Source organism: Photobacterium sagamiensis, from assembly GCF_050337085.1.
GTDB lineage: Bacteria > Pseudomonadota > Gammaproteobacteria > Enterobacterales > Vibrionaceae > Photobacterium > Photobacterium sagamiensis.
Window position 1 is genome coordinate 1 of the sequence record NZ_JAKJSP010000111.1, and the last position, 1809, is coordinate 1809.

The 1809-nt window shown below is 46.7% G+C and carries 3 protein-coding genes and 1 pseudogene; 1 reads left to right on the top strand and 3 read right to left on the bottom strand.

Translation table 11 applies throughout. The annotated features are described in order from the left end of the window. Window positions 1-255, top strand: a pseudogene (locus L4D76_RS28495) (IS3 family transposase); the annotation flags it as partial. A 246-nt stretch (window positions 256-501) separates the two neighbouring features. On the opposite strand, the gene L4D76_RS28500 reads toward L4D76_RS28495, so the two are convergent. The 3 genes from L4D76_RS28500 to L4D76_RS28510 form a co-directional block, all read right to left on the bottom strand. Then, window positions 502-651 (bottom strand): hypothetical protein, encoded by a 150-nt coding sequence (locus L4D76_RS28500; protein ID WP_428444194.1) that lies wholly within the window; start codon window positions 649-651, stop codon window positions 502-504. Next, window positions 648-1082: a thioredoxin family protein gene (locus L4D76_RS28505; protein WP_428444195.1), complete on the bottom strand. Its 435-nt coding sequence runs from the start codon at window positions 1080-1082 to the stop codon at window positions 648-650. Before L4D76_RS28505 ends, L4D76_RS28500 begins: the two co-directional genes overlap by 4 nt. A gap of 462 nt (window positions 1083-1544) precedes the next feature. Further along, a partial coding sequence (locus tag L4D76_RS28510) for a transposase (protein WP_428442915.1) occupies window positions 1545-1809 on the bottom strand: 265 nt, incomplete at its 5' end.

Genomic DNA, 1809 nt, shown 5'->3' on the forward strand with positions numbered 1-1809 from the left:
TTAGCTGAGGTACGAGACTGGGTTCAGGCATTTGTTGAATGGTACAACAATGACCATAAACATAGTCGAATCAAGTTTGTTACGCCAAGCCAACGGCATGATGGTATTGATAGAGAAATACTCGTTAAAAGGAAAGAAGTACTGCGGCTAGCTAAAGCTAAGAACCCATTACGCTGGTCTCGTGAAATTCAAGACTGTAACCCGATAGGGCCAGTAACATTAAACCCAGAAAATCGCATGCGGAAAGCCGCATAAAAATCAGCTAATGGGTGACAACAATCTTGAAAAACACCGAAATCGACGTGAGCAGAGTATGAATGAGTATACTCCAACAACACGGCCTACAAAGATGCCTGTTTTGCATTAGGAGAAAGCGTGCTAGAAAATGACCTGAAGGGAAGTAACCTGATCTCTACTCCCCCTCCTCCAGGTTTATCTGTGGGAAGTAAAATGTCACCCCCGCAGCTATCCACTTGCGGGGCTTATCAATAATGAGCGCCACTAGATCAGATCGCACGCCTCCGGCGGCATCCAGTGTTCATCTTTCCCTTCCCATTTGATATTGCAGCCAATCGGGTTGGTCACCGGTACAGTGACAGGCTGGCCCGCCAAAAGCTCCTCCAGAGCATTGTCGAGATCATTGACCGTCATCCTGGCCGTATGCGCGGATTATCTACACCCCGACCTGTGTAGACGAGTTTTCGCTCCTGGTTGAATACGTAGAAATGCGGTGTTCTTAGCGCTCCATAGGCCCTGGCCGTTTCCTGTGACTTGTCTCGCACATACAGCCATGGAAACTTATTTCCCTGCATCCGTTTCACCATGTGCCCAAAATCATCCGTCGGGTGGGTCTTCTCGCTGTTGGCGTTGATGCCCACAAAAGTCACGCCCTTATCTTTGAACCTGTCTGCCGTAGCTCGGGTGACTTCATCTGAGCCGATGACGAAGGGGCAATGGTTGCAGCTAAAGAAAACCACGAGCAGCTTGGCCTTGGCAAAGTAAGCCAGGCTGTAGACCTTCCCATCCGTTGCCGGCAACTCGAAATCAGGAGCCTTATCTCCAAGTTGCAATGTATACGCCATAGTTCTTCTCCTTGAGTTGTTTGTGAACGCTTTGAATTACCCCTGGTTCGCAGACATTATCAGCGCTCATTGCGGGGCGCGAGGGAGTCCTTCACATAAAGAAAATATGGCAAAAGTAGTGAGTAATTGCGAGCCGCCGAACAAAACGTAACATGCCAGGCGGAAGCGAGACGGAAAACAGCACAAAGTATTCTATAGGATAGGTTGAGTTGAGTTGAGTTGAGTGGCAGTTGAGTTGAGTTGAGTGGCAGCTTAAACAGCTTTGGGACAGAAGCATGTTAGACCTTATGCTCCAATTGGGGTCTATTGAATAAGGAAAAGTATCTCAAACCACCAAATGTTGTGCATCAACCACAGACATTGTGATTCACTTTAAAACGCTCGCTTACGGGAAGGAGTGTGCATCTTTAATTCCACATATCCAGATCAAGAAATGCAGAAACGGCGACTAGCTATACCCAATCAACTTGAAGATGCAGACTTGAGTACCTGAAAGTTATCATTAAGTCGAGACGTCAATGAGCCTGCGATCTCTGGAAGAGTGACAGTAAAAAATTGGTCTATAGCTTCCTTGAAGTCACGTTTACTTTTGAAGTAAACGTTATTCCTCGACTTTTCGTTCATCACTTTCCAAAGTCGTTCTATCGGATTAAGGTTCGGACTGTAAGGCGGAAGATAATGAAGCTTAATATTGAGAACGAAAGCCGCATCCCTGACCAAATCACTA